Genomic DNA, 21,013 nt, shown 5'->3' on the forward strand with positions numbered 1-21,013 from the left:
CCTACCTACCTCGCGCAGCGGCGATCGCGCTGCGCCCGGCCTCGATCTGGTCGATCCACCACGCGAGCCCTGGGTAGCTGGTCCGGATGATCGCCGCCTGCTCGGCGAGGCGGGCCGCGTCGCCCCGGGCCGCGTAGAGCTCGGCAAGGAGCGCGTGGGACTCCGGCTCATAGACGCCGTGCAGCACCTCGATCAGCGCTGGGTCCACGTCCGAGAGCCTCTCCGGCCCGAACATGAGATACCGCAGCACGCGGTTGAAGCGCAGCGGGTCGAGAGCGCCGCGGGGCGGCTCGATCCGCTCGCCATCGCGGGGCGTCAGGTTGGTCCAGCGGCCCCAGGAGCCGACGCGCGCGAGCTCGGGCTCGAGCCGGTCGAGCTCCTCCCGCTCCGCGGCGCTCGGAGCCGCGAGCTCGATCCGCGCGACCGGGCTCTCGATGACCCCGGACGGGGCGCCGTAAAGGACCACGAGATCGTAACGCCCCGGCGCAAGGTCGGCCGGCAGGAAGCGCGAGACATCCACGAGCATGCGCCGGCACGCGCCCGGCGAGAGGGTGAAGGTCGACGTGCCGAGCTCGGGGAGCACCACGGGAAAGGGCTCCTTGCTCACCACCACGTTGCCTGTCGCCAGGTCGACGAGGCGCATGCCGATCGCGCCAGCGTTGCCGGCCCAGCTCGCGAGCGGCAGCCCTCTCACACATGTACTGGGGGGGTCGGCGCACAGCGTGAGCGCCACATGCACGGGAAAACCCAGCACGTAGCGTCCGTCGTGCTCGAACGCGCGCAGGACGAGGCTGGGCCGATCGTCCGGATCCCTCTCTGTCTCTCGCTCACACTCTGCCATGGCAAAACCTCACTTCCACCACAATCCTCGTTTGTCCTCCAGGTGCACACGGCGGACTTCCTCGAGGTGGCGCCAGCACATGCCATCGCCATCGAACTCACCCCTAGCAAAAGCTGGGCTTGTCCGTCGGCCCCTCCGGGCGGCCGCGGAGACCTGCCAAAACGGTCGACTACGTAAAATGGAGCGAGGCGAGCGTTCCCATGTGCGCGTGCGGCGCGGCTCGCCCGCGCCGGTACGATCGTTGCCCGAGTGAAGCCCGACCGCGGAGGCGTGCTGGATGGAGGCATGGAGGCGAACGCGCCAGCGCTCTCGGGCCTGTCCCTCGCGGAGTTGCTCGCGCGGCTCGGGACCTCACCGCGCGGGCTGACGAGCGAGGAGGCGCGGCAGCGACTCGTGCGGTTCGGGCCCAACGAGCCCGCGGCCACGACGAGGCGCGAGGCGGCCGTCGTCCAGGTGTTGCGCCGCTTCGCGAACCCGCTCGTGAGCATCCTCCTGCTCGCCAGCGCGGTGTCGGCGGCCCTCGGCGACCTGATGAACGCGGCGGTCGTCGTGGTCATCGTGGCGCTGAGCGTCGCGGTCGAGTCGGTGCAGACGCGGCGCTCCCACCGCGCGGTCGAGCGGCTCCGCACCCAGGTCGCGCCCACCGCGACGACGCTGCGCGACGGGGTGTTCCGCGAGATCCCGCGGCGCGAGCTGGTGCCGGGCGACGTCATCCGGCTCGCCGCGGGCGACCTGGTCCCGGCCGATGCTCGCCTGCTCGAGGGCAAGGACCTGCACGTGCACGAGGCCGCGCTCACCGGCGAGTCGCTGCCCGCCGAGAAGAACCCCGACCCGGGGCCCTCGGCGGCGAGGAGCCCGGTCGACATGACCCACGCGGTTTTCCTCGGGTCGTCGGTGGTGAGCGGCGCCGCGACCGCGGTCGTGTTCGCGACCGGCGCTGCCACGGCCTTCGGCGACATCGCCCGCGCCCTCGCGGCCCGCCCGCCGCAGACCGAGTTCGAGCGGGGCGTCGCGCGGTTCGGGGCCTTCATCCTCCGGCTCGTGCTCTTCCTCGTGCTCTTCGTCCTCGCGTTCGCCGCCGTGTTCCGGCGCGATCCGCTCGAGTCGCTCCTCTTCGCCGTGGCCCTGGCCGTGGGGCTCACGCCCGAGTTCCTGCCGATGATCACCACCGTCACGCTCGCCCAGGGCGCGGTGCGGCTCGCGCGCGAGCGGGTGATCGTCACGAACCTCTCGGCCATCCAGAACTTCGGCAGCATCGACGTGCTCTGCAGCGACAAGACGGGGACGCTCACCACCGGCGAGATGGAGCTCGAGGCCCACGTGGACCCGCTCGGCGAGCCCTCGGAGCGGCCGTTCCTCCTCGCCTACGTCAACAGCTACTTCGAGAGCGGCGTGGACAACCCGGTCGACGCGGCCGTGCTCCGCAGGTCCGCGGTGAGCCCGCTCGACGCGGCGGTGCTGCGCCACGAGCACCCCGACATCAACGGCTTCCGCAAGCTCGACGAGCTGCCGTTCGACTTCGAGCGGCGCCGCGTGAGCGTGGTCGCCGAGCGCGACGGCGAGCGGCTGCTCGTGACCAAGGGCGCGCCCGAGGGCGTCTTCGCGGTCGCGACCTCGTACGAGGCCGGCGGCGAGGTGCGGACGCTCGACGAGGCCGCCCGGGCGCGGTGCGAGGCGGCGGCGCATGCGTTCGGCCAGCAGGGCTACCGGGTGCTCGCGGTCGCCTACCGCCGCGCGCCGGTGAGGCCGGCGTACCGGCGCGACGACGAGGTCGACCTCACGCTCGCGGGGCTGCTCGCGTTCGTCGATCCGCCGCTCCCCGACGCCGCCCAGGCCGTGGAGGCGCTCCGCGAGGAGGGGGTCGAGGTGAAGATCCTGACGGGCGACAGCGAGCTCGTCGCCGCCCATGTCTGCAAGCAGGTCCGCCTCGATCCAGGCGAGATCGTCCTCGGCGCCGCGCTCGACCGCCTCGACGATCCGACGCTCTCCCACCTGGCCGAGCGCACGCGTGTCTTCGCGCGGGTCTCGCCGGCGCAGAAGAACCGCGTCATCCGCGCGCTCAAGGCTCGCGGCCACGTGGTCGGCTACATCGGCGACGGCATCAACGACGCGCCGTCGCTGCACGCCGCCGACGTCGGGATCTCCGTTGCCGGCGCCGTCGATGTGGCCAGGGACGCCGCGGAGATCGTGCTGCTCGATCGCAGCCTCGACGTGCTGCGCTCCGGCATCCTCGAGGGGCGGAAGGCCTTCGGCAACGTGATGAAGTACCTGCTCATGGGGACGAGCTCGAACTTCGGCAACATGTTCAGCATGGCCGGGGCGTCGATGCTCCTCCCCTTCCTGCCGATGCTCCCCGCGCAGATCCTGTTGAACAATTTCCTCTACGATCTCGCGCAGATCACGATCCCCACGGACAGCGTCGACGCGGGCTTCGTGAGGAAGCCGCGGCGGTGGGACATCGCGCTGATCCGCCGCTTCATGGTGGTCATCGGGCCGATCAGCTCGGCGTACGATTTCCTCACCTTCTACGCGCTGCTCCGCGTGTTCCACGCGCCGGCCCCGCTCTTTCGCACCGGATGGTTCGTCGAGTCGCTGGCCACGCAGACGCTGGTGATCTTCGTGATCCGCACGATGGGCAGCTCCTTCAGGAGCGCTCCGAGCCGCGCGCTCGCGGCGACCACGCTCGGCGTCGTGGCCGCGGCCCTCGCGCTGCCGTACAGCCCCTTCGCCGCGCTGCTCGGCTTCGTGCCGCTGCCGCCCGGGTTCTTCCTGTTCCTCACGGGCGCGACGCTGACCTACCTCGCCATCGTCGAGGCGGTCAAACGCGCGCTGATGCGGCGCAGCTTCGCGTGAGCGCGGTGGCGGGGTTTCTGACACGCGATACGAGCTGTTCGCTGCGCGTTTCGAAATTCTCGCCCGGGATCCCTGATGCGCGGCACGCGCGTCGTCCAGAGTCATGGCATCGCGTGCAGTCACGGAGGAGCCCATCCCATGAACGCCGAAACCATGCCCTTGCGCCTGGAAACGCCGCCCGGCGCGCCGTTCGCCTTCGAGGTCGTGATCGACCGCCGGGGGCCGCGCCGCTTCCGGGTGACCGAGCCGGGGCGTGACGCCCTGAGCTACGAGCTCGCCCGGGCGGAGCAGCCGGATTACCTCGACCTGTTCGAGGCGCTGGCGCGGGATCTCGGGACCCGCGTGCCGCTCGCCCGCACCCCGCCGCCGCCACGGAAGGGCGGACCGCCGCTGCGGCCGCTGCTGACCGAGGCGGTCGCGCCGGAGATCCTCTACGGCTATGGCGACCCCTGCGTGGTGCGCGTGGGCGAGCGCGAATGGCGCTTGCTGGTGACCTCGAACGACGCGCCGAACGCCTTCCCCATCCTCGCCTCCAGCGACCTGACCACCTGGCAGCTCACCGGCTTCGTCTTCCCGGAGGGGCAGACGCCGGCGTGGGCGCTGACCGGCCTGAACCGGGCGGACTTCTGGGCGCCGGAGATGCACCGGGTCGGCGACGAGTACTGGGTCTGCTTCACGGCCCGCGCGCAGGACCGCTCGCTGGCGATCGGCCTCGCCCGGTCTGGGAGCCCGGATGGCCCGTTCAAGGCGGACGAAGCCCCGATCGTCACCGGCGACGTGATCGACGCGCACATCCTCGTGGACGCTTGCGGCGCGCCCTGGCTGATCTGGAAGAAGGACGACAACGGCGTGTGGCCCGGCAGGCTGGCGGCCTTCCTCCACCGCGAGCCCGCCCGGGTGAGCGAGCTCTTCGCTGCCCGCGAGGACCAGCGCACCGCGGTCCTGGCGCTGACGTTGTGGCCGTGGGTGGAGACGCTCGAGCCCATGGAGCAGTTCTTCGTGCTGCAGCCGCTGATCGAGGCGGCGACCGCGGACTTCACCGGGTTCGCGGCGCGACTTTCGGGCCTCGGGGCGCGGGCGATCGGCGCGGAGGCGGCGGACATCGCCGCGATCTCGCGGGCGCTCAGGACGCGCATCCACGCCCAGCGGCTGTCGGCGGACGGCCGCAGGCTGGAGGGGGAGCCCGCCGTCATCCTCGAGAACGACCAGCCCTGGGAGGCGCACCTCATCGAGGGCGTCTGGATCACCCAGGAGGGCGGGCGGTATTACCTGCTCTACGCCGGCAACGACTTCTCGACCGCCCATTACGGCATCGGCGCGGCCGTGGCGGACGCGCCCACGGGCCCGTACCGCAAGTCGTCGGAGGTGCTCCTCAGTTCCAGCGCCGAATGGTGGGGGCCAGGGCACCCCTCCGTGGCCATCGGCGCCGACGGGCGCCATCACGTCTTCCTGCACGCCTTCCGGGCGGGCGTGGTCGGGTACAAGGCCTTCCGCGCCTTGCTCACCGCGCCGATCCGCTTCGAGGGGGACCGAGCTTGCTGCCCAGGAGCCGCACGCGTTCGAGGAACCGCGCCCCCGGCTCGGCCGGCTCGCGGAGGCGGCGCATGTGCGTGAGGAACCGGCTCATCTTGACGCGCGGGCGCAGCGTCGTGCCCAGCGTGTAGCGCTTGCGGCGGAGCATGCGCGGGCGCCCCCTCGTCCGACGCTCCACGCCGCAATGCATGATGACCACGTGAGCGCGTCGCTTGAGGCTCCGGCGCGGCGGGCCAACGAGGTTCCTATGTCGCCGGCGTCAGCCCGGCCAGGATCGCATCGATGCGCCGGAGCACCACTTCGAGCCGCTCGATCGCCGCCTTCATGTCCGCCCGGTATTCTCGATCGTCGGTGCGGACCAGCTCTTCTCGCATTCCCACGAGCCGGATCGACAGGGCTGTACTCATGTCTTTCGCTTCGCGCTCGTCGAGCTCGAAATGAAGCTTGGCCATGGTTCCTCTCCTCCACGGGGTCACTCGCCCGTGACCGGCTCGGCTCGCTCCTCGCGCGGCAGGCTCGCGAGATCGTCGCGCGTGATGACGCCGACCATCCGCTCGCCCGGATCGAGGGTCGAGCCCGTTGGCGGTCGCCCGGACGGTGATGTCGCGGTCGGTGATGACCCCGATCGGACGCTCGTTCTCGAGGACTGGCAGCATGCCCACGCCCGCCTCTCGCCTCCTTCGCCTTGGCCTCCTTCCCGCGCGGCAGCCCAGCCTCGTGGCACATCGCCTGCTTCAACGGCGCTGCGGGGAGGGTGGGTGATCCTGCGTCGGCGCGTCAACCGACTACGTCGTGCTCGGCGGGGTTCTCGGTCATGAGCTCGGCGGCGCTGATCCTGGGTAACGGCATCTCGCTCCGCGGTCGGTGCAACTCGCGGACCAGCGGCTCCCGCGATGAGCCGCGCCGCCGCATCCGAATGTTCCCTTCGCGCCGAGCCCCGCTGGTCGCTCCCGAGCTGTAGCCGGGCGAGGAGGCCGGGCGCAGCTACGCGGTCGCCTCGAGCTCCCGGGGCGAAAGGTAGCGAACGAGCCACGCGCTGGCCGCGCGCGCGACCTCTTCCAGCGTCCCTGGCTCCTCGAACAGGTGCGTCGCTCCCTCCACGATCGCGAGCTGTCGCGGTCCGCGCAGGAGCTCGAGCGCCTGCCGGTTGAGCGCGAGCACCTCGGTGTCCTCGCTCCCGACGAGGAGCAACGTGGGCGCGCGGACCTGCGCGAGGTGCGCGCCGGCGAGATCGGGGCGCCCGCCCCGCGACACCACGGCGTCCGCGAGGTCCGGGCGCTCCGCCGCGGCGATCAGCGCGGCCGCGGCGCCGGTGCTCGCGCCGAAGTAGCCGAGCCGCAGCGCGCTCGTCTCGGGCACCTCGCGCGTGGCCAGGGCCGCGCCCAGGACCCGCCCTGCGAGGAGCTCGACGTCGAACCGGAGGTGGCCTGTCCGCTCATCCGCCGCCTCTTCCTCGCCGGTGAGGAGGTCGAAGAGCAGCGTGGCGAGCCCGGCGCTCTGGAGCACCTCGGCGACGAACCGGTTGCGCGGGCTATGCCGGCTGCTGCCGCTCCCGTGGGCGAACAGGACCAGGCCCATCGCCCCGGCGGGGATCGTCAGGCTGCCTTCCAGGCGCGCGCCGTCGTCGATCTCGATCGCGACGGGGAGCTCGTCTCCCGGCGGGCCCTCCGGCTGTTCCTCGGCTTCCGCGCCCGCGCCGCCGCTGCGCGCCCGCTCGAGCAGCTCCACGACATCGTCGTCCGTGGTCTGGCTGAAGTCCCGGTAATAGGCGCCTATCGCGAGCAGGTGAGGATCCGCGTCGAGACAGACCACCTCGTCGACCTCGGGGCGCAGCGCGTCGAGCGTCGTCGCCGACGCGACCGGGACCGCGAGGACGAGGCGCCTCGGCCCGCGCCGCCGGACGGCGCGGAGCGCGGCGCGCGCGGTGCCGCCGGTCGCGATGCCGTCGTCGACGACGATGGCGGTGCGGCCCTCCAGGTCGGGCGGCGGCCGACCGCGCCGGAAGCGCTGCACGCGGGCCTCGACCTCGGCGGCCTTGCGGTCCACGATCTCCTCGACCTCCTCCTGAGGGACGCCGAGCTCCGCCAGCACGTCCTCGTTGAGGTACACCTCTCCCCCCTCCGAGATCGCGCCCAGGCCCAGCTCTTCATACCCCGGAGCGCCGATCTTGCGCACCACCCAGACGTCGAGCGGCGCCTTGAGCGCCCGAGCGACCTCGCAGGCGACCGGGACGCCGCCGCGCGGGAGCCCGAGGACGACGGGCGCCTCGTCGCGATAACGCCTCAGCGCGAAGGCCAGGCGGCGCCCTGCATCAACGCGATCTCGAAACAGCATGAAGCCCCTCCTCCGGTCGCGTGCCGACCGTGACCTCCCCGCCCCCGACCCGTCCCTCAGATCCTCTTCTGCGCTCCCCGCCGCTGCTGCCCGGACAGGACATCGACCACGAGCTACGACCGGGGGTGACCCCTTCGCCCGCACCCATGCCGGAGAGCTCGAATGAGCCCGGCCTCTTTTGCTTTGTGCCGGCGGAGCCCGCCGCGCGGTGCCGCGCGGCGGGCCTGGGCGCGCGTCACGTCCGCCTCAGGCGGCCTTCTTGGCCTCGTTCTTCTTCGCCTCGGCTGCCCCCCCGGCGCTCGGCTCCTTGGCGGTGCGGAGCGGGATCTGCTTCGGCTGGACCCCGGCTGCCTTGGGTACGACGATCTCGAGCACGCCGTCCCTCAGCTCGGCCTGGATCTTGTCGAGATCGGCGCCCTCGGGCAGCGCGAACGAGCGGCTGAAGCTGCCGTACGCCCGCTCGTACGTGTAGAGTCGCTCGCCTTCCCGCTCCTCCCGCTCCTCCTCGCGCTTGCCGCTGATCGTCAGCTGACGCCCGCTCACCGAGAGCTCGACGTCACTCTCCTTCACGCCCGGCAGGTCGGCCCGGAGCACGAAGCGGTCCTTCGTCTCTCTGAGATCGATGTCCGGTGAGAACCAGCCCTCCGGCTGGCGCAGCCGGGCGAAGGGATCCATCTCCGCAAAGGGATCCCACTGGAACATCTCGCGCATCATGCGCTCCGGGTCGAGCGCGCGCATCATCGACGCCATTCTACGAGGCTCTCGCCAACGGGACAGCACTGTCATGGGGGACCTCCTTCATTCCAAACGGTCTTTCCTGTAGTCCTGCACGCGCAGAGCCTCACGAGCGTGGACGTGCCGGTGGTGCGCCTTCACCCGAGCCTGAGCCCGGCTCATGCTCGATGATCGGCTCGCACGGCTGTCGCCGAGGGCTCGCGCGGCTGTGGCAGACCTGGGAGTTGCAGGATCCGTGCTCGCGCGCCGTAACCCGGTTCGGCCGGGTCGCCGCGCGGGTCACCCGAGGATGAGCCCGTGCGCCGTGGCGCCCCTCCCGGTGCTCCGCTTCCTCGTGACGAACAGCGTCGCCGCGCCGCATGCCCAGCGCGGCCGCGAGCCCTCCGCGCCGAGCCGGCGCCCGAGCGGGAGGACCCATGAGCGGCCTCACGGGCCGCAACTCGCGCGCCGGTACGATCGTTGCCCGAGCCACGCCTTGTCGCGGAGGTGTGCTGGATGGAGGCGCCCGGGCCGATCAAGGAGCTGCGTTGTTCGAGTAGGCCCTTGAGCCCGCCCGGGATCGCTCCTGCCGAGGCGCTCGTCGTCCTCCGGGGGATGGTGCTCATCCGCCGCTTCGAGGAGCGTTGCGCCGAGCTGTACACGCTCCAGAAGATCCGCGGCTTCCTCCACCTGTACATCGGTGAGGAGGCGATCGTGGTCGGGGCGATGCGGGCGCTCGAGGACGACGACGCCGTGGTCGCCGCCTACCGCGAGCACGGCCATGCGCTGCTGCGCGGGGTCTCGCCCGCCGCGGTGATGGCCGAGATGTACGGCAAGGCGACCGGCTGCGCCCGCGGGCGCGGCGGGTCGATGCACCTGTTCTGCGCGGAGCGGCGCTTCTACGGCGGCTACGCCATCGTGGCCGGCGGCCTGCCCATCGCGGTGGGGCTCGCGCTCGCGGACAAGCTCGCCGGCCGGCGGCGGGTCACGGCGGTGTTCTTCGGCGACGGCGCGACCGACGAGGGGGAGTTCCACGAGTCGCTGAACCTCGCCGCGCTCTGGAGCCTGCCGGTGCTCTTCCTCTGCGAGAACAACCAGTACGCCATGGGGACGGCGCTCGCGCGCCACGCCGCGAACCCGCGGCTCACCGACATTCCCGCGGCCCATCACGTGCTCGCCGAGCAGGTCGACGGCATGGATGTGCTCGCGGTGGAGCAGGCCACGCGTCGAGCGGCCTCGGCCGTCAGGGAGGCGGCCGGCCCCCGCTTCCTCGAGCTCCTGACGTACCGCTTCCGCGCGCACTCGATGTACGACGCCGAGCGATACAGGGACAGGAGCGAGGTGGCCGCCTGGCGGAAGCGCGACCCCATCGACCTGTTCGTCGCGCGGCTGCGCGCCGAGGGGCTCGTCGACGACGGCGCGCTCGCCCGGATCGAGGGCGAGGTCGCGGCCGAGGTCGCGGCGGCCGTCACGGCCGCGGAGGAGGCGCCGCTCGAGCCGGTGGAGGACCTGACCCGCTTCGTCCACGCCCGGGAGGTGCCGTGAGGGCGTGAAGTGAAGACGGATGTCACCGGCGCATGGACGCGAACGCGCAAGGGCTCGCGGACCTGTCCCTCGCGGAGCTGCTCGAGCGGCTCGGGACCTCACCGCGCGCTGACGAGCGAGGAAGCGCGGCAGCGGCCGAGCCGCGCTCGGCCAGCGGAGGGCGTGCTCGATCAACTGGAGCGCACGAGGGGTAGCGCATCGACGTACGCGTCCAGGTCCTTGCGGTAGGGGTCCTCTAGCTCGTCGCGATGGGACCGCAGCTCGTCCATGCAGCGCGCAAGGAACTCCCGGGCAGTCGCCACCAGCGGGACGTCGAGGCCGAACCGCGCGAGGAACTTCTCGGCACGGGCGAAATGTTCCCAGCCAATCCGTAGCGGGTCGCGCTCTTTCACGAGCGGCAGCGCAAGCTGGTCGGTGGGGAGGTATTGGCGCACAAACACCAGATCGTAGGCGGGAGCGAGCCGCGCGCCACGCCGGTCAGGATAGACGAGCGACCAGTTCTTGAGGTGCATGTCGGTGTTGCCCGACACGATGGTGAACACCACGCGCCGCACGAACTCGAGCAGATCGTCCTGCCCGCAGAGATCACCGATGAAGCGGGCCAGCGCTTCGTAGCTCGCTCCGCCATACTTCTGCTCGGGGAGGATGCCGCGCACCTGGGCGAAGTCCTCCTGGTGGATCCGGAGGTCGTCACCGAGGCGGTCATAGCGCTCGATCGCGAAAACATAGCTGCCGAGGTCGGCGAACATGGGGTCCAGGCCGCCGATGGACGCGACCTCGATGAGCTCGTTGCGCGGGACGACAAGCCCGCACCGGGCTGCCCATTGCATCGTCCAGTGTTCGTTCTCGGGTAGCCCTGGGTAGGTGGGCGATCCGAATTTGAGGATCCAGCGTCCCCCTTGACCGCGAAAGGGTAGCGTGAATCGACTGCTGGGCTCGCGGACCGCCGAGAACTTGAGCTGTACACCCGCCAGCGAGAAGCGCAATCCGTCGGGCCCGATGGACGAGGTGGCGACGGGCGGCTCGTCGAAGGTCCGGTCGCCTTCGGTCGCCCTGGCCGATCCGGCTCCGGCGGGCCGGACGACGACGGCTCCCGGGAGATCCTCGCCTACCAGAGCCAGGGTGGAGGCTTCGTCGTCCGTCAGGTGCCGCGACGCCACGATGGCCAGCAGGGCCCCCTCCGGCAGCAAGTTCGCGAAGAACGTGGGGAGCCTGCCGGGGCGTGCGGCTTGCCGGAAGACGCGGTGGTCACGGCGATCCTCGAATTGCTGTCCGAGGACAGGGCGGTTCGCGTCATCCATGTAGGCATCGTCGAGGACGAGCGAGATGATCTGGGTCGATGGTTCGCGAACCAGCGTGCCGACGCGTCGATCATGTAGAAAGACGTCGAGCATCAGGCCTCCCCGTCCATGAAATACGCGTCGAGCGGCGGCCGGTCGCGGTCAGCCGCTCCGATACCCGCCTGCTCCCTGAGGAACGCGCGCAGGTGCCGGAGCAAGCTGCTGGCGCGACGCTGCTGAAATTCTGCGACGTCTCCGGCCAGGAGCGCCCGGAACCCCGCGGGGTCGATCGCGTGCGTCGACAGGAGCTCGTCAGACGGATCGATTTCATGCAAACCCCTCTGATCGATGGGGGCATGCAGCAGGAAAAGGGCGCTCGTCTTCTCCACGCTGGGCGCGGGCTCGGCGACCGGCCACGGGAAATCCGGGTTGCCGAGCAGCGACGGGATCGCGATCTCGACGCCTCGGTCGTCGCCGCTCAGCACCCGCGGCCCCAGCGCGAACATCGCGAGCAGCTCGACGTCGACCCGCGCCGTCCCGCGCCGGAACGGCGCCAGCGCACCAGGCAGGCTGTCTTCCGTCACCGGCGGGAGCAGCTTGAGGAGGGCCTGCACCGAGGCGTGCTCGTCCGCGACGATGGCTCTCCACCTCGGCCGATCGGTCTTGTTGTCGGTGCGATGGTGCCCGGTGAGCGTGCCGCGCCAGAACCAGCGCCGGAGGAGATCACGATTGCGAACATGAGGCGCCGGGTGCTCTGCAAAGAGCCGCGCCAAGAGCGGCAGGGTCCCTCCGTACGGCAGCAGGTCGATGTGGAGCACGCCGGCGTCGTTCGCGAGGAAGTCGATGGCAGCGGCGAGGCTCTTCAAGACCCGGTCGAACAGCGCCGGAACATCCGCCTCGGGAACGTCCCTCTCGAGCGAGCCCCCCGGATCGCCGCCGGCGACGGCCAAGGCCGCGCGCTCCACCTGGCGCGGATCGATCGATCCGAAGCCGAGCTGCGCGAGGTCGTCGCGCACACGATCGATCGGGCCCTTCGCGCCGAGCACGCTCGCGTGCAGGGCCTGGAAGACCTCGTGGCTCTCGAGGGCCCTGCCGCGGCGATTGATGCGGGCGAAGATCTGCTTGAGCAGCGCGTCATTGCGCCCGTCGTACGGAACGAGGTACGCAGGGATTGTGTACTCGCGGATTCGCCTCGATATCTCGTCAGCGCGGTCCGAGATCCTGTCCGACATCGCTTGTTCGCGGAGCCATTTGTTGAGGATCGACGAGCTCGATAGCATGTTTACGGGCACCCAGTGCGGCGGAGGAGCGCGGCGCCGGGCGCCGATCTCGAAGCGCTCCGCTTCAAGATCGAAGTAGATGGAGCGGTAGGCGCCCGAGTGATCCTCGAGGAGCGCCGTCGCCAGGGTGCTCAGGCGCTGCTGCCCGTCAACGACCCACAGCGCGTCGGATGTGGCGGGCACATCGATCGAGTACCCGCCGAGGGTGACCCGGTCGGCCGGGGCCTCGCCACGGGCGAGCAGGAGTGTGCCAATCGGGTAGCCCGCCTGGAGGCTGTCGAAGAGCAGCCGGCGATCTTCGTCGCTCCACCGAAAGCCGCGCTGAAACCGCGGGATCCTCATACGCCCCGTGCGGATCGCGTCGAGAAGCTTGGCCACGCTGAACGTCTTCGTCTCGAGCTCGATCGCGCCCGTGGCGTTGGAGGCTTGGGCCATGAGGGCGAGCATACCAGCCGCCTCGGGTGGGTGCAGGCGGGACACGGGTCACCTCCGGCAAGAGATGCCCCGGCAGCTGCGCTCGCTCACCGGCGCGCATCCGGCGGCACGCATGCGGCGGGGCAAGCCCGTGCGCCGCTGGCCCGCATCGGCTGACGGCCGGCCGCCCACCGCACCAGGAGATCACGGCCCCCGCCGTCGAGCTCGGAGCGCCGAGCAGGCCAGCCCCGAGCGTCTCGACGCCGGTACGCTCGTTGCTCGACCCGGGTTCGCGGAGCCTGGATGTGATGCGGAGAGGCACCAAGCCAGAGCAGGAAGACGCGCAGCAGAGCGGGGCCCGTCCGGCGGGAGGAGGCCCTGAGCCGTCTCGTGGAGGTGCCGTGACGTGAAGCGGATGGCGACGTACCGCGAGGCGGTCCGCGCCGGGCTGCGCGAGGCGCTCCGGCGCGAGCCGCGGGCCTTCCTGATGGGCGAGGACGTGGGCCGCTACGGCGGCGCCTATGCGTGCAGCGCCGGCCTGCTCGAGGAGTTCGGACCGGAGCGGGTCCGCGACACGCCGCTCGCCGAGTCGACCTTCGTCGGCGCCGGCATCGGGGCCGCCCTCGGCGGGGCCCGCCCGATCGTCGAGGTGATGACGGTCAACTTCAGCCTGCTCGCGCTCGACCAGATCGTGAACAACGCGGCGGCGCTCCGGCACATGTCCGGCGGCCAGCTCTCGATCCCGCTCGTCGTGCGCATGGCCACGGGGGGCGGACGCCAGCTCGCCGCGCAGCACTCGCACAGCCTCGAGAACTGGTACGCGCACGTGCCCGGGCTCAAGGCCCTCGCGCCCGCGACGGTGCAGGACGCGCGCGACATGCTGCTCGCCGGGATCGAGGATCCGGACCCGGTGGTCGTCTTCGAGCACCAGTTCCTGTACCCGATGGAGGGCGAGCTCGACGACGAGGCGCCCCCCGCGGCCCCGTGGCGCGCGGAGGTGCGGCGCGCGGGCCGCCACGTGAGCCTGATCGCGCACGGGGGCTCGGTCCCGAAGGCGCTCGCCGCGGCCGAGCAGCTCGCGGAGCGCGGGATCGAGGCCGAGGCGCTGGACCTCCGGTGCCTGCGGCCGCTCGACGAGGAGGCGATCCTCGCCACCGTACGGCGTACGCACCGCGCCGTGCTCATCGACGAGGGGTGGCGGAGCGGGAGCCTCGCCGCCGAGGTGAGCGCGCGCATCATGGAGGGCGCGTTCTACGAGCTCGACGCCCCGGTCGCGCGGGTGTGCAGCGCCGAGGTGCCGATCCCCTACGCGCGTCACCTCGAGGAGGCGGCGCTGCCGCAGGTCCCGCGCATCGTCGCCGCCGTGGAGAGGACGGTGAGGCGCGATGGCTGAGTTCCTGATGCCCTCGCTCGGCGCGGACATGGAGGCCGGGACGCTGGTGAAGTGGCGCCGCGCGGTGGGGGACCGCGTCGCGCGCGACGATGTCATCGCCGAGGTCGAGACCGAGAAAGGGATCGTGGAGGTCGAGGTGTTCACGAGCGGCCTCATCGAGCGGCTCCTCGTGGAGCCCGGGCAGAAGGTGCCCGTCGGGACGCCGCTGGCCGTGATCCGCGCTGAGCGCGAGGCTGCGGCCAGCGCGCCCCCACCCGTCGCGCCCGCCGCGCCTGCGCCGCCGCCCCCGCCCCCGGCGGCCGCCGGGGCGCCGCACGAGGCCGCGCCGCCGCCCGCGGCGCTCGCGCAGGGACCCCGCGTGTCGCCCCGCGCGAGGCGGCGGGCGCAGGAGCTCGGGGTCGATCTTGCGCGGGTCCAGGGGACAGGACCGGACGGCGCCGTCGAGGCCGTGGACGTCGAGCGGGCGGCCGCCTCGGCCGCGCAGGAGGAGCAGGAGGCCGCCGCTGCCGCCACGAAGAAGGCGGCGATGGCCGATGCCATCAAGAAAGAGGCGGCCGCGCGCATGCGCCGGGCGATCGCGGCGTCGATGGCCCGCTCGAAGCGCGAAGCGCCGCACTTCTACCTCGGCACGACCATCGACGTCGGCGCGGCGATGTCCTGGATCGAGCGGGAGAACGCGGCGCGCAGCGTGGCCGAGCGGCTCCTGCCGGGCGCGCTGCTCCTCAAGGCGGCGGCGCTCGCCCTGCGCGACGTCCCCGAGCTGAACGCCCGCTGGGAGGGGGACGAGGCGCCGCCCGCCCCGCGGATCCACCTCGGCGTGGCGGTGTCGCTCCGGGGCGGCGGGCTCGTGGCGCCGGCGCTGCACGACGCGGACCGGCTGCCGCTCGCCGAGCTGATGGCCGCCTTGAAGGGCCTGGTCCAGCGCGCCCGGGCCGGGACGCTGCGGAGCTCCGAGATGAGCGACCCCACGATCACCGTCACGAGCCTCGGGGAGCGCGGCGTGGAGACGGTGTTTCCCGTCATCTTTCCGCCGCAGGTGGCGATCGTCGGGTTCGGCAAGATCGCCGAGCGGCCGTGGGTCGTCGAGGGCCGTGTGGCTCCGCGGCCGCTCGTCAGCGCGACGCTCGCCGCGGACCACCGGGTGACGGACGGCCACCGGGCCGCCGCCTACCTCGCGTCGCTCGACGCGCTCCTGCAACGACCGGAGGGGCTCTGACCGATGGACAAGGAGGAGATCGAGGCCGTCGTGCGCCGGGAGCTCCAGCGCATCGCGCCGGAGGCGGACGTCGGGGCGCTGGATCCGGACGGCGACGTCCGCGAGGAGCTCGACATCGACTCGATGGATCTCCTGCGCTTCGTGACGGCCCTCGACGCGGAGCTCGGCGTGAGCGTGCCCGAGTCGGACTACCGGCGCATCGCGACGGTCCGCGGGTGCACCGGTTACCTGGCGGAGAAGCTCGCGCAGCGGGCGGCGTAGCGTCAGCCGTGCCCGCGGTCGCCGCGCCGGAGCTGGCGCGCGACGTACCGCCACGCGCTCGCGCAGCCGAGCGAGAGCCCGAGCAGGCCGAGGCCGGCCCGGAGCACGAGGCCTGTCCGGAAGCGCGCGTCGAGCCAGCTCCCCACGAGGAGCCCGAGCAGCGCCGGCAGCACCACGAGCCAGCCGAGGCCGACCAGGGACAGCGCGAGCCCCAGCGATCGCCCCCGCTCCCACGCCCAGCGCCGGCGCCGCGCGCCGAACCGGACGACGCCCTCGTGCAAGGCGTCGCGCTCCCCCGGCGGGTGCCCCGGCCCCTCGCTTCCAGGGGAGGTCACCGCGGCTCCAGCGGAGGGATCCCATGGCGCGGCCGTGCGATCCGCAGGTGGTCGGCCACCCTGCACAGCAGCGCTCCCTCGAGGCGGCGCAGGCCGCGGGCGGCCTCCTCCTCGGCGGCGGCCGCGCGGCGATAGCGGACGAGCACGTCGCGCTCGAGCTGGTCCAGGTCGTCGCTCGCGACCGCCTCGCGGGTGAGGACCTCGACCGCGCGCCGCTCGCGGACGGTCAGCACGCCGCCCCGCACCGCCACGAAGCGCTCGCGCCCTGCCTCGTCCCGGTACACGAGCACCGAGACGACGAGCACGGTGAGCAGGTCCGCGTGCCCCGGCAGGATCCCGAAGGAGCCCGTCGGGTCCTCGGCGCGGACGTGGCGGACCGGCTCCACGTCCGCGATCAGCGCGGTCGGCGTCACGATCGTGAGCCTCACGATCCCCTCACCCGCGCGCGCGCCTCGTCGAGCGTGCCCACCATGTACAGCGCGCTCTCCGGCCAGTCGTCGCACTCTCCGGCGAGGATCGCGTCGCACCCCCGGATGCACTCGGCGACCTCGACCGTCGCGCCCGCGCGCCCCGTGAACGGCTGGGTCACGACGAACGGCTGCGTGAGGAACCGCTGGAGCCGCCGCGCCCGCGCGACCGTGCGCCGGTCCTCCGGCGAGAGCTCCTCGATCCCGAGCATCGCGATGATGTCGGCGAGCTCCCGGTACTCCGCGAGCGTGCGGCGGACCAGCGCGCCGGTCCGGTAATGGCCCGCGCCGACGACGAGCGGATCCATCAAGATCGAGCTCGAGGCCAGGGGGTCGATCGCGGGATAGATCCCCTCGCTCGACAGCTTGCGCGAGAGCACGATCGCCGCGTCGAGGTGCGTGAGGATCTGCGCGACCGCCGGATCGGTCATGTCGTCGGCGGGGACGTACACGGCCTGGATCGACGTCATGGTGGCGCCCGCGGTGGAGGCGATCCGCTCCTCGATCTCGGCGATCTCCGTCGCGAGCGTGGGCTGGTAGCCCACGCGGGAGGGCAGGCGCCCGAGGAGACCGGAGACCTCGCAGCCGGCCTGGACGAAGCGGAAGATGTTGTCGATGAGCAGCAGCACGTCCTGCCCGCGCTCGTCGCGGAAGAACTCGGCGTGCGCGAGCGCCGTCATCCCGGCGCGGAAGCGCGCCCCCGGCGGCTCGTTCATCTGGCCGAAGACCAGCACCGTCCGGTCGAGCACCCCCGAGGAGCGCATCTCGAGCCAGAGCTCGTTCCCCTCGCGCGATCGCTCGCCGATGCCCGCGAAGACCGCGACGCCCCGCTGCCCCGAGATCGTGCTCCGGATGAGCTCCATCAGGAGCACCGTCTTGCCGACCCCGGCCCCGCCGAAGAGCCCTGCCTTGCCCCCGCGCGCCAGCGGCGCGAGCAGATCGATCACCTTGATGCCCGTGGGGTACGCCTCGCGCGCCCGCACCTCGGCCGCGAGCGGCGGCGCCGGGCGGGAGATCGGGCGGCGCGGGGTGTCCGGCGGAAAGGGGCCGCGCCGATCGAGCGGGTCGCCGAGGACGTCGACCAGCCGGCCCAGCGCGGCGTCTCCCACGGGCACCGTGATCGGCGCCCCGGCGGCCGTGACGCGCGCCCCGCGCCCGAGGCCCCCGGTGAACGCGAGGGCCACCGTCCGCACGTGCTCGGGATCGAGCTGCTGCTGCACCTCGAGCACGAGGCGGCGGCCGCCGAGCTCGAGCGTCAGCGCCTCGCCCGTGCGCGGGAGCGCCCCGCCAGGGAACGCGACGTCGACGACCGATCCCCGCACCCTGCACACCGTGCCCTCGGCCCGCCCCGCGCCCGACCCGCCGTCGCCCGCCATCGTCACCCCTCCGCCTCGCGCAGCGGCTCCGCGCCGGCGGCGATCTCGAGGATCTCGCTCGTGATCGCCTCCTGCCGCGCGGTGCGCTCCGCGCTCACGAGCTCGTCGAGCTCGTCCCGCAGGCTGCGCGCCGACGCCTCCATGGCCGCGAGGCGTGCCGCGTGCTCGCACGCGAACGCCTCGCCGAGCGCCCAGGCCGCCTGGGCCAGGCAGTGCTCCTCGATGATCCGCGCGACGAGCGCCGCCGCCGGCAGCGTGCGCAGCGGGGGCTCGCCCGGCGCCGCCTCCGCGCCGGGCCCGCGCTCCGGCGGGAACAGCCGGAGCGCCTGAGGCCCCCACCCGAGCATGCCGGCGCGCCGCGCGAACACCAGATCGACGCCGGCGATCGCGCCGCCCGCGATCGCGCCGAACAGATCCCGCGTGAGCCGATCCGCGGCCGGACCGACGCCCGAGACCGTCGACGGCAGCGGGCCCCCAGGAAGCGCGACGACGCCGCGGTCGCGGCAGAGCCGGAGCCCCCGCGTGCCCAGCGCAGCGAGCTCGACCGGCCCCGGAGCGTCGCGGGCGACGCGGAGCGCCGCGTCGAGCAGCCGCTCGTTGAGCGCGCCGACGAACCCGTGCTCCGAGAAGAGGACCACGATCCGTCGGGCGCTGGCGGCGCCGGCGGCCTTCTCGAGGGGCGCGCTCCCCTCCTCCGCGGCGAGCAGCGCGATCGCCTCGCCGAGCGCCGCCCGCGTCGCCGCGGCGTAACGCTCGAACCCCGTGCAGGCGTCGCTGGCCTGCCGCCTGCGAGACGCCGCGACCGAGCGCATCGCGTCGACCACCTTCGCCGCCTGCGAGAGGGTGCGGATCCGCGCCGCGAGCTCAGCCGCGTCCATCACCTCGCCCCTCGCCCCCCCGGGCGCCGACCTCGGCCACCATCGCGGCGAGCTCGGCGCAGAGCGCGCGGCGCTCCTCCGGCGTGGGCTCGATGCCGGCCTCGAGCCGCGAGAGCGTCGCGGGACACCGGGCCGCGAGCCCGCGGTCGAGCGCGTCGCGGAGCGCGTCGATCGCCGGAACCGGGAGCGGGTCGAGCAAGCCCTCCTGGAGCGCCGTCAGCAAGGCGATCTGCCGCCCCGCCGAGAGGGGGCGGTGCAGCGGCTGCGCCATCGCCGCGCGCGCCCGCAGGCCGCGCTCGATCGCTCGCCTCGTGGCTTCCTCCGCGCCCCCGCCGACGCGGGCGAACAGCTCGAGCTCCAGGAACTGGGCGTACTCGAGCCGCAGGCTCTCCGCGACCGCGCGCATCGCGGGCGTCTGCGTCTTGCCGCCGACGCGGGACACGCTCCTGCCGACGTCGATCGCGGGCTTCCACCCCTCGTTGTAGAGGCGCGGGTCGAGGAAGATCTGCCCGTCGGTGATCGAGATGAGGTTGGTCGGGATGTAGGCGCTCAGGTTGCTGGCCTGTGTCTCGGCGATGGGCAGCATGGTCAGGGAGCCGCCGCCGAGCGCCGCGGTCAGCCTCGCGGCCCGCTCGAGCAGCCGCGAGTGCAGGTAGAACACGTCGCCCGGGAACGCCTCGCGCCCCGCGGGCTGGCGCAGCAAGAGCGAGATCTGCCGGTGCACGAGGGCGTGGCTCGTGAGGTCGTCGAGGACGAGCAGCGCGTGCCCGCCGCGCTCGACGAAGTGCTCCGCCATGGCGCAGGCCGCATAGGGGGTGAGCCACTGGAGCCCGGCGGTGGCGTCCGGCGCGGCGACGACGCAGGTGGTGCGGTCCCTCGGCCCGTAGCGGCGGACGGCGTCGATCACCGCGCCGACCGAGGACGAGGTCTGGCCGATCGCCGCATAGACACAGACGACGTCGGTCTCCCGCTGGCTCAGGATCACGTCGACCGCGATCGAGGTCTTCCCGGTGCCGCGGTCGCCGATGATGAGCTCGCGCTGGCCGCGCCCGAGCGGGAGCATCGCGTCGATGAGGAGGATCCCCGTGAAGAGCGGCTCGGCGACCGGGGCGCGATCGACGATGGAGGGCGCCCGGCGCTCGATCGGCCGGCGCGCGCGCGCGCGGGAGACCGCCGCCCCGCCGAGCGGGCCGCCCCCGTCGATCGGCTCCCCGAGCGGGTCGACGACGCGCCCGAGCAGCGCCTCGCCGACCGGCACCTCGATCACCGTGCCCGTCCCCCGGACGGCGGAGCCCGCGGTGATGCCCCTGTCCGGACCGAGCAGCACGCAGCCGATGGCGCCGGGATCGAGCGCCACCGCGAGGCCGCGCGTGCCGCCGTCGAAGACGAGGACCTCGTCGAGCTGCGCGTACGGCAATCCGCTGACGGTCGCGATGCCGTCGGCCACGCGGAGCACGCGCCCGACCTCCCGGGACTCCGGCCCGAGGGGAAGGGCGCGCGCGCGCTCCCTCGCTCGCCCCACCCAGTCGCCGAGGTCCTCAGCAAGCCCCATCGCGCACCTCGAGGGCGGCGGCGATCCGCCTGAGCCACGCCCGGTAGCTGAGCTGCCACACCCCGTGGGGGAAGCGCAGCTCGAGGCCCGCGACCATCGACGGATCGACCTGGAACACCGGCGCCACCGGGCACGCCGCGAGCCCCGAGAGCCACGTGCGGACCCGCTGCTCCGCGTCCTTCTCGAGCGGGCTCGCCGAGACCACCTCCACGCGCGCCTCGTCGAGCTGGTCGAGCTGCCGGGCGACGAGCCGCCGCTGCTCCGGCTCGTCCAGGGTCTGCATGGCCCGGGCGACCAGGAGGGCGTCCTGCCCCGCCGACGCCTCGCGGAGCAGCCTCTCCGCGATCGTGATCGCGAGCTCGGTCGCCTGCGCCTCGAGGTCGTGGAGCGCCCGCGCCCGCTCTTCCGCGAGCTCGGTCCGGGCCTGCTCGATGAGGCCGCGCGCCTTCTGCTCCGCCTCCTCCCGGATGCGCTGCGCCTCCGCGTCGGCGCGGCGCCGCGACGCCTCGAGCTCGCGGCGCCCCTCGTCGGCGAGCGCCGCGAGCCTCGTCTGCGCCTCCAGCTCGGCCCGCTGCGCCCGCGCCCGCTCCTCGCGCGCGTCGCCGAGGAGCGCCGCGACGTCCCTCTGCCGCGCCTCGACGACCCTGGCCACCGGCCTCCACAGAAAGCGCTGGAGGAGCCAGGCGAGGACGAGGAAGTTGACCGTCTGCAGCGCGATGTTCCAGGCGGAGACGTGCATGG

16 protein-coding genes and 3 pseudogenes are annotated in these 21,013 nt (G+C 72.9%); 6 read left to right on the forward strand and 13 right to left on the reverse strand.

Going from position 1 to position 21,013, the window contains the following annotated elements; translation table 11 throughout:
• Position 1: 1 nt before the first annotated feature.
• Positions 2-841, reverse strand: coding sequence for a hypothetical protein (locus WME85_RS24595; RefSeq protein WP_437841521.1), 840 nt, complete (start codon positions 839-841; stop codon positions 2-4).
• A 285-nt stretch (positions 842-1,126) separates the two neighbouring features.
• Here WME85_RS24595 and mgtA point away from each other — a divergent pair, with 285 nt between their 5' ends.
• Positions 1,127-3,694 carry a magnesium-translocating P-type ATPase gene (gene mgtA / locus WME85_RS24600; protein ID WP_437842348.1) on the forward strand — a complete coding sequence of 856 codons (2,568 nt, stop codon included), beginning with the start codon at positions 1,127-1,129 and terminating at the stop codon, positions 3,692-3,694.
• Positions 3,695-3,847: 153 nt separating this feature from the next.
• A pseudogene (locus WME85_RS24605) lies at positions 3,848-5,161 on the forward strand (family 43 glycosylhydrolase); the annotation flags it as partial.
• Positions 5,162-5,219: 58 nt separating this feature from the next.
• Here WME85_RS24605 and WME85_RS24610 read toward each other — a convergent pair.
• The 4 genes and pseudogenes from WME85_RS24610 to WME85_RS24625 form a co-directional block, all read right to left on the reverse strand.
• A pseudogene (locus WME85_RS24610) lies at positions 5,220-5,327 on the reverse strand (DUF72 domain-containing protein); the annotation flags it as partial.
• A gap of 145 nt (positions 5,328-5,472) precedes the next feature.
• Complete coding sequence (locus tag WME85_RS24615; protein WP_437841524.1) at positions 5,473-5,679, reverse strand: hypothetical protein; 207 nt, start codon at positions 5,677-5,679, stop codon at positions 5,473-5,475.
• Between the two features lie 532 nt (positions 5,680-6,211).
• Positions 6,212-7,561, reverse strand: a complete 1,350-nt coding sequence (locus tag WME85_RS24620; protein WP_437841526.1) for a phosphoribosyltransferase family protein — start codon at positions 7,559-7,561, stop codon at positions 6,212-6,214.
• Between the two features lie 246 nt (positions 7,562-7,807).
• The gene (locus tag WME85_RS24625) at positions 7,808-8,302 is read right to left on the reverse strand and encodes an Hsp20/alpha crystallin family protein (RefSeq protein WP_437841528.1); all 495 of its coding nucleotides are present in this window, start codon (positions 8,300-8,302) and stop codon (positions 7,808-7,810) included.
• Positions 8,303-8,839: 537 nt separating this feature from the next.
• Between WME85_RS24625 and pdhA the strand changes: the two genes are divergently transcribed.
• Complete coding sequence (gene pdhA, locus WME85_RS24630; RefSeq protein WP_437841530.1) at positions 8,840-9,820, forward strand: pyruvate dehydrogenase (acetyl-transferring) E1 component subunit alpha; 981 nt, start codon at positions 8,840-8,842, stop codon at positions 9,818-9,820.
• 170 nt (positions 9,821-9,990) lie between these two features.
• On the opposite strand, the gene WME85_RS24635 is transcribed toward pdhA, so the two are convergent.
• The gene (locus WME85_RS24635) at positions 9,991-11,214 is read right to left on the reverse strand and encodes a type II toxin-antitoxin system HipA family toxin (protein ID WP_437841532.1); all 1,224 of its coding nucleotides are present in this window, start codon (positions 11,212-11,214) and stop codon (positions 9,991-9,993) included.
• Positions 11,214-12,815 (reverse strand): DUF262 domain-containing protein, encoded by a 1,602-nt coding sequence (locus tag WME85_RS24640; RefSeq protein ID WP_437841535.1) that lies wholly within the window; start codon positions 12,813-12,815, stop codon positions 11,214-11,216. Before WME85_RS24640 ends, WME85_RS24635 begins: the two co-directional genes overlap by 1 nt.
• A gap of 394 nt (positions 12,816-13,209) precedes the next feature.
• On the opposite strand from WME85_RS24640, the gene WME85_RS24645 reads away from it, so the two are divergent.
• Genes WME85_RS24645 through WME85_RS24655 form a run of 3 tightly spaced genes read left to right on the forward strand, consistent with a single transcriptional unit; the run spans position 13,210 to position 15,664 of the window.
• The gene (locus tag WME85_RS24645) at positions 13,210-14,187 is read left to right on the forward strand and encodes an alpha-ketoacid dehydrogenase subunit beta (RefSeq protein WP_437842349.1); all 978 of its coding nucleotides are present in this window, start codon (positions 13,210-13,212) and stop codon (positions 14,185-14,187) included.
• The gene (locus WME85_RS24650; protein ID WP_437841537.1) at positions 14,180-15,403 is read left to right on the forward strand and encodes a dihydrolipoamide acetyltransferase family protein; all 1,224 of its coding nucleotides are present in this window, start codon (positions 14,180-14,182) and stop codon (positions 15,401-15,403) included. Before WME85_RS24645 ends, WME85_RS24650 begins: the two co-directional genes overlap by 8 nt.
• A 3-nt stretch (positions 15,404-15,406) precedes the next feature.
• Entirely contained in the window at positions 15,407-15,664 is a 258-nt protein-coding gene (locus WME85_RS24655; protein WP_437841540.1) for an acyl carrier protein, read from the forward strand.
• Positions 15,665-15,666: 2 nt separating this feature from the next.
• On the opposite strand, the gene WME85_RS24660 is transcribed toward WME85_RS24655, so the two are convergent.
• From WME85_RS24660 to atpF, 6 genes and pseudogenes are all read right to left on the reverse strand, one after another.
• Positions 15,667-15,999: an AtpZ/AtpI family protein gene (locus tag WME85_RS24660; protein ID WP_437842350.1), complete on the reverse strand. Its 333-nt coding sequence runs from the start codon at positions 15,997-15,999 to the stop codon at positions 15,667-15,669.
• Complete coding sequence (locus WME85_RS24665; protein ID WP_437842352.1) at positions 15,996-16,427, reverse strand: F0F1 ATP synthase subunit epsilon; 432 nt, start codon at positions 16,425-16,427, stop codon at positions 15,996-15,998. The genes WME85_RS24660 and WME85_RS24665 overlap by 4 nt, the downstream gene beginning before the upstream one ends.
• Positions 16,318-17,842, reverse strand: a pseudogene (gene atpD, locus WME85_RS24670) (F0F1 ATP synthase subunit beta); the annotation flags it as partial. The pseudogene atpD and the gene WME85_RS24665, both read right to left, overlap by 110 nt.
• Positions 17,843-17,844: 2 nt before the next feature.
• Complete coding sequence (locus WME85_RS24675) at positions 17,845-18,720, reverse strand: F0F1 ATP synthase subunit gamma (protein ID WP_437841542.1); 876 nt, start codon at positions 18,718-18,720, stop codon at positions 17,845-17,847.
• Positions 18,707-20,272, reverse strand: coding sequence for a F0F1 ATP synthase subunit alpha (locus WME85_RS24680; RefSeq protein WP_437841544.1), 1,566 nt, complete (start codon positions 20,270-20,272; stop codon positions 18,707-18,709). The genes WME85_RS24675 and WME85_RS24680 overlap by 14 nt, the downstream gene beginning before the upstream one ends.
• Complete coding sequence (gene atpF / locus WME85_RS24685; protein ID WP_437841545.1) at positions 20,259-21,011, reverse strand: F0F1 ATP synthase subunit B; 753 nt, start codon at positions 21,009-21,011, stop codon at positions 20,259-20,261. The genes WME85_RS24680 and atpF overlap by 14 nt, the downstream gene beginning before the upstream one ends.
• Positions 21,012-21,013: the final 2 nt, after the last annotated feature.

The sequence above is a fragment of the Sorangium sp. So ce1153 genome (assembly GCF_051521595.1).
Taxonomy (GTDB): domain Bacteria; phylum Myxococcota_A; class Polyangia; order Polyangiales; family Polyangiaceae; genus Sorangium.

Coding starts and splice junctions, on each gene's coding strand:
- WME85_RS24655 (WP_437841540.1), top strand. CDS start 15,407: ATGGACAAGGAGGAGATCGAGGCCGTCGTGCGCCGGGAGCTCCAGCGC.
- mgtA (WP_437842348.1), top strand. CDS start 1,127: ATGGAGGCGAACGCGCCAGCGCTCTCGGGCCTGTCCCTCGCGGAGTTG.
- WME85_RS24645 (WP_437842349.1), top strand. CDS start 13,210: ATGGCGACGTACCGCGAGGCGGTCCGCGCCGGGCTGCGCGAGGCGCTC.
- WME85_RS24625 (WP_437841528.1), bottom strand. CDS start 8,302: ATGATGCGCGCGCTCGACCCGGAGCGCATGATGCGCGAGATGTTCCAG.
- WME85_RS24595 (WP_437841521.1), bottom strand. CDS start 841: ATGGCAGAGTGTGAGCGAGAGACAGAGAGGGATCCGGACGATCGGCCC.
- WME85_RS24635 (WP_437841532.1), bottom strand. CDS start 11,214: ATGCTCGACGTCTTTCTACATGATCGACGCGTCGGCACGCTGGTTCGC.
- WME85_RS24620 (WP_437841526.1), bottom strand. CDS start 7,561: ATGCTGTTTCGAGATCGCGTTGATGCAGGGCGCCGCCTGGCCTTCGCG.
- WME85_RS24650 (WP_437841537.1), top strand. CDS start 14,180: ATGGCTGAGTTCCTGATGCCCTCGCTCGGCGCGGACATGGAGGCCGGG.
- WME85_RS24680 (WP_437841544.1), bottom strand. CDS start 20,272: ATGGGGCTTGCTGAGGACCTCGGCGACTGGGTGGGGCGAGCGAGGGAG.
- atpF (WP_437841545.1), bottom strand. CDS start 21,011: ATGCACGTCTCCGCCTGGAACATCGCGCTGCAGACGGTCAACTTCCTC.
- WME85_RS24675 (WP_437841542.1), bottom strand. CDS start 18,720: ATGGACGCGGCTGAGCTCGCGGCGCGGATCCGCACCCTCTCGCAGGCG.
- WME85_RS24640 (WP_437841535.1), bottom strand. CDS start 12,815: ATGGCCCAAGCCTCCAACGCCACGGGCGCGATCGAGCTCGAGACGAAG.
- WME85_RS24615 (WP_437841524.1), bottom strand. CDS start 5,679: ATGGCCAAGCTTCATTTCGAGCTCGACGAGCGCGAAGCGAAAGACATG.